This is a genomic window from Lysinibacillus sp. FW301-JW8 (assembly GCF_058788755.1).
Genome location: NZ_JBYTBB010000119.1, coordinates 1 through 7,271, shown reverse-complemented (window position 1 = coordinate 7,271; position 7,271 = coordinate 1). Strand labels below are relative to the sequence as shown.

Below are 7,271 nucleotides of genomic sequence, written 5' to 3'. Positions count from 1 at the left end.
ACAATTTTACTAGAATGCAATGCCGAATGGATTCAGTATGGCTCTTAGTCAAGCACATGTTTTGGTGAAGAGCCAAAAATTTTAGGGACTTTTTGTATTTTTATTGGTGCAGATATATTACATAGGCAATTCCATCCTAATAAATACAAAAAAGATGACCAACTCGGCTAAGTTAGATTTGTTGGTCATCTTTTCCCCTATTTACTTCTACGTTGCTGATTCATACAACTTAATTAAACGATCAGTGGTCATTGTTCCATTCTGCAAATCCCATAAGTAAGTGTTTTGATATAACCAATTTTGAATTAGTCTCTGTACTTCTTATATACTATTAACACCCTACATTATTTTCTGGAAGCTCATCTTCTTTGGGAGCTCTGACAGATTCTATAAATCGTTTTTCAGACGCACCAAATTCTTTATAATTTACTTGTGCTTGATGTAAAGAAACATTATTGGGACCAATCACTTTATCTGGCATGTCTTGTGCCACTGCATCATATTGCCAATAACAAACTTCACAAATTTCAAAGTCACTCTCAACTGTGAAATATCCACAAGACGGACATTTTTTTATTGTCATTTTTAATCACCTTTTTTATTTTGGAGCGTATAGTTCAATCTGTTTTAACCAATACATAATTTTATCCTCTGTTTTAAAGTAAGTTGATATTCCTCCATACTTTTTTATAATTCCAAACTCCACTTAATGCATACGCTATTTCCTCAAGCTCAAATTCATCTCGCTCTAAATGCACTTTTTTTGTTTTTAGCATTGCATAGTGACATCCAGATCTCCTGTGAATAAGAGCATTAGCTTGCTAATATATTAGAACGAACATTCCTATTTCTGCAAGAAAATCATTAGATATTTTTACTGTTTTTTGTATTTTATTACCGTTATATCTACCTTGCTTTGTTATTGTTTGTTTTTCAAACTATATGATATAATGCCTTTACTGACTAACCTAAATAGGTCACTTGAAGCTGTAGCGCTACCGTACGCTATAGCTTTTTTTGATGATTACACATTTGTTCTTTATATTACGAAACTTTTCCAATAGCACTATCGTATATCAATTGAAACGATTATTTTGAGGAGCGTTATTATATGGAACAAAAAATACAAGCATTAATTGCTGCAACAAAAGAAAAATTCGGATTAACTAATTATTATTTACATACCTCTTCATTTCATAGAAGCTTAGACATATTTGAAGATACAACCTATATATTCACTACAGAATGGCTTCCTTCTCATGCTAAAAAGACAGAAGAGAATGATTTAAATCCACCAGGAACTGCAATTATTGACATAGATGTGCATACTGGTCAACTTAAAAGCATCTTATTTGTAGATAACGAGTCTTTTGCTGAAAAAAACATAATTGTCAGCACTTCCACAAACGATATTATTCAATGGGTTGAGGAAGAAACAGGACTTACCTATAACGAGCAGTTTCAGTTAATAGAAGAGGAAAGTGGAAGATTATTTTTTAAAGAATGTTTTACGGGTATCCCCGTTTCCCCATCCGGCTTTATTGAAATTAAATATAATCAGGATGGTCAGCTGACACTTTTTTCAGCCATAGGTCAATTTCCTCCTAAAGAAAAATTTAAACAAGATGTTCCTGCATTATCCTTAGAAAAGGTTGCAGATTTGCAAAAAAAACAAATAAAGCTTATCGAGTTCCCCTTAGAGAAGCAGAAGCAAATTCTTCCCTTTTATGGCTTTGAGGAAATTTATGTAACGAATGATTTAACAAGGACAATCCCCTTTGAATTTTTTGTAGATGACAAAATACAATTGCCCATCGATAAAATTATTTATTGGGATTCACCGATTAAGCAATCATTCGAAAAAACATCCCTTATCTTTGACAATGATGTCACTTTAGAACAAGTTATATCTAGAGAGTGTCATCCGAATTTATTACCAATTACAAATCTTGAAAAAGAACAGTGTATAAGCACCGTTTCCGATTTTTTACGTCAAGAATACCCGAATGATACTGGGAAGTGGTTACTGACAACCCTTTATCGTCAGGATAACTATATTTATGCAACGTTAAAATATAATGAGCATTCCAATTTTATTTTCAAACGAAAGCTACTTGTTATCATTGATGCGGAAAATTTACAAGCAATCAATAGTATGGATAGTCAATTTATGTTAAAGACATTTGAAGCTTATACTACCGTGGAAAAAGGTACAATCACCGAAAATCAAGCGTTTGATAAATTGCAAGATCATCTTGAGCTTACACCTGTATATGTCTACGATAAACAATTAGCACAATATATTTTGTGTGGGAAATTAGATTGTGCATTTGCAGTCAACGCTACGAATGGCGAACTTGTAAAATTAGATGATTTATAAGAATCCTTTATATAGATAGGTGACCCCTTCCCCCTGTTGTTTTGTTTAGAGTGATTTTATAGTCACTCTTTTTTTCACTAAGGTACACTTCCTTTTGATCTTCTCACCCTATTTACGAACGTTTGTTCTTGTGTTAGAATACGAAAAAAAGGAGGTCATTTTTATGCAAACTATAAACACCATTGAATTAGTACATTTCTCAGAAGATTATGTAGATGTTTTACATGACTTTGATCTTCCCGAAGAGCAATCTCAATTTACGGCCCTTCCTAAAGAGATTTCTATAGAAATGGTTGGACAGTACCCAATTGTTATTTTAAGTGACAATGTACCAGTTGGATTTTTTGTTCTTCATGCAACAGAGAGAGTGAAAGAATACTCTAGCAATCCAAATGCTATGCTACTTACGGCATTATCTATTGACCATAAGCAACAAGGAAATGGGTACGCTAAAAAGGGCATGCTGGCACTGTCAGACTTTATTAAAAGAGAATTTAAGGAATGCAATGAGATCGCTTTAGTGGTGAACCATAAAAATATTCCTGCTCAAAACCTGTATTTAAAAGTAGGCTTTGTTGATCATGGGGAAAGAAGAATGGGGCCTATTGGTGAGCAAATTGTTATGAATTTACACATTTAGCTATTATCGAATTTAAATTAATCACTTGTGGATTTCCTGGCGATTTATGTGATTCCTCAAGGTTTGTTAACTAATTTTACAAAATCACTCATTATGTAAGCTCAAATGAGTGATTTTGTAATTGCTGCAACAATAGTTCTTCAACTTGTGTTTTTAACGCTTGGTTGGCGTAGCGTAGCACTTCATCGTTTCCTGCTGTGGCAATTTGCACATCACTAAAATATTCATCGATGCGATGCCACCCCACTACTCGTATTTGCTGCTGAGCTAGTTGACGTTTTAGCTGGAAATAATCCTTTCGTAAATTCTTTAACAAGGCATCCATTAAAGGTAAAAAAACAAGCTTCATTTTAAAGTACTCTGCCCGTTTGTAATCCTGCTGCAATGATTTTACAGCTAAATCCAATAAAATATATTGATGCAGTAAACTTCGTTGTTCACCGTTAATCATTATAATCATCTTCTAGATGTGCGGCATAAATTTTACGTAAAGGGATATGCTTTGTGTTTGTAATTGTTTCTAATAATAGCTCTTGATTCTCCTCATCAATAGCTTGAATGACCCCACTCCACTGCAAATAGTTAGCGTTCTCCCATACAGTTAACATAATATCTTTATTTTCCATTAAAGCACGCTCTATGCTTTGTTGTAATTCTTCCAGCTCCCATTCAGCAAGTTCACGTGGCAACTCAACATAGCTCTCTTGTTTCCATTCTTTCAGAAGCTTCAGATGCTCTGGTAACATCATCGCCGTCCATTTAATATTTCCTCTATCTCGTATCATCTCATTCACTCCTTATGCTAAATGCCCACCTACTAAACGATTTCGTGTGATAGCTGTACCCGCCTTTGTATAAGAAGCTGCCCTTAATAAGGCTATTGCTCCATATTTTCTGCGGATTGCATCCATAACATGACCAATGATCTGTCGCTGCTCCTTATGTGCATCAAATAAGTCCAATTGGATACTGCGTTCCGGTTCCAAATTCGTTATTCTAACAGACAATTGACGTGCTGGTTCACCCGCAAAATACTCATCCAGTAATTCAAGACAAGTTTGATACATGACAAGCGTTTCACTTGTTGGTACCTCAATCGTTCGAGAGCGATGAAACCCTTTTGTCATCGCATTGCGGCTATAGGAAAGCCCTAAGCTGATTGTGCGACCAACATATCCTGCTTCACGCGTTCGCCGCATTACATCTTCACACATTTCCAGTAGCACAACCGCAATCTCTTTTCGGGTATGATAATCTCTCATTAACATTTGTCCTTTCCCAAAGCTTAACGCTGCATTCGTTACTAAAGGCTCTCCTAACGAGGAAAGATCAATTCCCCATGCATGGTAATATAATTGATTGCCCATAATACCAAAACGTTTTTCTAATTCCTTTAAATCTGCGTTTGCTAGCCCTCCAACTGTTTGTATACCCATTGCATGTAAGCTCCGTTCCATCTGTTTGCCAATACCCCACATTTCGGACAATGGTCGTACTGGCCAAAGCTTTTTTGGAACATCTTCATAGCTCCACTTAGCAAAGCCAGATTTTTTGGCCTCTAAATCTAATGCTAATTTAGCCATTAGCATATTGGGTCCCATACCGATTGCGGAGGGGATGCGAAATTGCTCGTAAATCGCTTGTTGAATCGTTTTAGCTGCTTGCTCAGGAGAGCCCCAAAGCTTTTCTGTACCTGTTAAATCTACAAAGCTTTCATCGACACTATAGACATGAATCGCCTCAGCAGGGACATACTTAGCTATAAGTCGAGTAATCTCCATTGACATTTCTAGAAAAAATGACATTTTCGGTTCAAAAAGCTTAATATCTGGATGCTTAGGAATCTCATAACGTCTATTTCCTGTTTTGATTTTAAATTTTTCCTTCATCATTGGTGAAGCTGCAAGTACGATACTACCTGGCTGTTCAAAATTACCTATAACGGCAATAGGAACTTTCAAAACATCTAAACCCTCTAGCACGGCAATACAGCTAGCATAAAAACATTTCATATCAATACAAAAAATGTCCCTATGTGGTAGAGCGTCATAATTCATATAACCTCACGCTTTCCACGTGCAGCGGGCATTATCGCTAGAACATTGTTAATCATAAATGTGCGTTTTGCTCGCCTTGTAAAGCAGAATGCTGTAAATGAATCACCAGCAAGCTTGATGATCTTTATACGCCTTTTCGTAATGGCACCAGACTGGGATATATACATCATGCTGACTATTTGTTGACGTTGCATTGCCTTTATTAACTGTTCTTTCACCTTTACTTTCCTCCCCAAAAATCAAGTGAGTCTAACAAAGCTGCCCCTGACACAGAACGAATGTTTGTGTTTTTATTATACGCACACACGTTCTTAATTAGAAGTGGTAATTTTAGCTAATTTGGACTTTAACATGGAAACTAAACATAGGCTTTTGTTTAAGCCTAAAATGACTTTGTACATATGCTTATGATGAGTGTTTCATTTTGATTTAGAAGGGATGTCATTATTAGCTCAACAATTGATTATACGTCACCATCCACACAGTTCACTTTTGACGTCAATAAAAGTACGCTGTTTAAAAAAGATAATCGAAATTATATAAATGTTCTTGGAATAGAACAATTAAATACATTGGAAAATGTGTCCTTGCTTGATATTTTTCTAAGTAGGGACAATGTAATTGAACCACATTATCATCAAAATGCAGGAGAGCTTGTATATTGTATTGCTGGTGCTGCTATCGTATCCATACTTAATCCTTTTACTAAGAAGCTTCAAAACTATCCTATAAAACCGGGCCAAGTTGCAAATGTACCTCAAGGCTGGTGGCATTATGAGGTAGCTACTGAGGATGACACGCATCTACTAGCTATTTTTGATGCCCCGACTCCTGAGGTTATTTTAGGTTCAGATATATTGAGATTTACACCTTCCAATATTATGGCTCACACTTATTGCTTAGATGAAAATCTATGGAAAAAAGCAATAGCACCAGTTGTACCATCGACATATATTGGACCAGCCAAAGACTGTAATCGTGTAAAATCAACTTCTGATAAACCAAAAGATTCTCATCATCATAAACACAAGTATCAGTATCCACAGTACACAAATCCGTATTCATGCCCGCACCGCAGCCCATATATGTATCCATATGGCCCCTATTACTAATTAATAGACAGTAGCACTCAATGTTGATCAACTTTTATCGCATAAAAATAGATAAAAGGGAAACCATATATAGTAAAGTCATCGCTTTGTTTTTACTAAATGAGGTGTAAAGAATGGAATTATTTCCACTGATCCATACAAATTTTTGGGATGCTGTGATAGCCGTTCCAGCCGTTTTACTTATTACACAGCTAATTAAGGTATTTATGCATGTTCAGCCTAAATATGTTCCAGTAATTGCCCTTGCTATTGGCTTGATTATTTCTATCTTTATAAGCCATCGACATAGCCTTCTTGCCGGTGTATTTATGGGCTTTTTTTATGGGTATGCAGCAATTGGAAACTTTGCCGCATTGAAAACAACCATTAATAGCTATAAAAATAAGAAGAAAAATAACCTTTTAATGTAAAAAATGATTAAAATTCCAATTTAAAACACATCCTACTTTTAAATAAATACAATGAGAATTAGGAAGTGTAATTATGGAATTGGTAAATAATAATTTAGAGTCATTACGTTTTAAGGAAATTTTTCAGATTTGGACACAGCTTGGCGTTAATAATAGCTATATAGCGTCCAATCATGCATTTTTTAAGCATGCTACCGATAAAAATCTGAAGGTGATTATCGTAGAATTTATTCAATGTTTAAAAGAGGAAAATAAACAATTACAAGCCTTATTAAAGGACAATGGCGTGCTTACCCCTTCTGCATCCATTGACTATAAAAAGTTAAAAATGGGAGATATACGTGGGAAAACTGCTATCAATGATACCGAAATCAGTGCCATCCTATCGATGAATATTGCTTCCTCTGTTATTTCAGTTAGCCAATCTTTTGAAAAAGCTGTAAAAAAGAAATATGTGTCAAAGTATGGTGAGCTTCATATGAGATATGCCATACTGGGTGCAAAGCTCATACAGTTAAGTAAGGACAAAGGCTGGTTACTAGCTCCAGCTACAAATAGATAAAACAAGCTCTCGTTTCAAAAAAACGAGAGCTTGTCATAGTGTTGAAAAACTAAATGGTCAAGGGACTCTTTGTGAACACTACTAAGTCAAATGAAGGTGATTTCCGTTCC

General features: G+C 35.4%; 10 protein-coding genes. 5 read left to right on the top strand and 5 right to left on the bottom strand.

Annotation, left to right across the window (positions count from 1 at the left end; all coding sequences use genetic code 11):
* Positions 1-331 precede the first annotated feature (331 nt).
* A complete protein-coding gene (locus AC3WOM_RS26180; protein WP_492449002.1) occupies positions 332-583 on the bottom strand; it encodes a CPCC family cysteine-rich protein in 252 nt (83 codons plus the stop codon).
* A 528-nt stretch (positions 584-1,111) separates the two neighbouring features.
* On the opposite strand from AC3WOM_RS26180, the gene AC3WOM_RS26175 reads away from it, so the two are divergent.
* Together AC3WOM_RS26175 and AC3WOM_RS26170 are read left to right on the top strand one after the other, a co-directional pair.
* Positions 1,112-2,380 (top strand): hypothetical protein, encoded by a 1,269-nt coding sequence (locus AC3WOM_RS26175; RefSeq protein WP_492448999.1) that lies wholly within the window; start codon positions 1,112-1,114, stop codon positions 2,378-2,380.
* Between the two features lie 163 nt (positions 2,381-2,543).
* A complete protein-coding gene (locus AC3WOM_RS26170) occupies positions 2,544-3,020 on the top strand; it encodes a GNAT family N-acetyltransferase (RefSeq protein WP_492448997.1) in 477 nt (158 codons plus the stop codon).
* A gap of 91 nt (positions 3,021-3,111) precedes the next feature.
* Here AC3WOM_RS26170 and AC3WOM_RS26165 read toward each other — a convergent pair whose 3' ends face one another.
* From AC3WOM_RS26165 to AC3WOM_RS26150, 4 genes are read right to left on the bottom strand one after another with little or no spacing between them, the layout of a single operon-like run.
* Positions 3,112-3,471, bottom strand: a complete 360-nt coding sequence (locus tag AC3WOM_RS26165) for a YhjD family protein (RefSeq protein WP_427543379.1) — start codon at positions 3,469-3,471, stop codon at positions 3,112-3,114.
* Positions 3,464-3,805 carry a YolD-like family protein gene (locus AC3WOM_RS26160; protein WP_492448993.1) on the bottom strand — a complete coding sequence of 114 codons (342 nt, stop codon included), beginning with the start codon at positions 3,803-3,805 and terminating at the stop codon, positions 3,464-3,466. Before AC3WOM_RS26160 ends, AC3WOM_RS26165 begins: the two co-directional genes overlap by 8 nt.
* 12 nt (positions 3,806-3,817) lie before the next feature.
* The gene (locus tag AC3WOM_RS26155; RefSeq protein WP_427543385.1) at positions 3,818-5,077 is read right to left on the bottom strand and encodes a Y-family DNA polymerase; all 1,260 of its coding nucleotides are present in this window, start codon (positions 5,075-5,077) and stop codon (positions 3,818-3,820) included.
* Positions 5,074-5,295 (bottom strand): transcriptional regulator, encoded by a 222-nt coding sequence (locus tag AC3WOM_RS26150; protein ID WP_427543388.1) that lies wholly within the window; start codon positions 5,293-5,295, stop codon positions 5,074-5,076. The genes AC3WOM_RS26155 and AC3WOM_RS26150 overlap by 4 nt, the downstream gene beginning before the upstream one ends.
* 228 nt (positions 5,296-5,523) lie before the next feature.
* Between AC3WOM_RS26150 and AC3WOM_RS26145 the strand changes: the two genes are divergently transcribed.
* The 3 genes from AC3WOM_RS26145 to AC3WOM_RS26135 all read left to right on the top strand — a co-directional run bounded on the left by AC3WOM_RS26145 (position 5,524) and on the right by AC3WOM_RS26135 (position 7,161).
* Complete coding sequence (locus tag AC3WOM_RS26145; RefSeq protein ID WP_492449005.1) at positions 5,524-6,189, top strand: cupin domain-containing protein; 666 nt, start codon at positions 5,524-5,526, stop codon at positions 6,187-6,189.
* 113 nt (positions 6,190-6,302) lie between these two features.
* Complete coding sequence (locus AC3WOM_RS26140; protein ID WP_427543391.1) at positions 6,303-6,599, top strand: hypothetical protein; 297 nt, start codon at positions 6,303-6,305, stop codon at positions 6,597-6,599.
* A 73-nt stretch (positions 6,600-6,672) separates the two neighbouring features.
* Positions 6,673-7,161 carry a DUF3231 family protein gene (locus AC3WOM_RS26135; RefSeq protein WP_492448988.1) on the top strand — a complete coding sequence of 163 codons (489 nt, stop codon included), beginning with the start codon at positions 6,673-6,675 and terminating at the stop codon, positions 7,159-7,161.
* Positions 7,162-7,271: the final 110 nt, after the last annotated feature.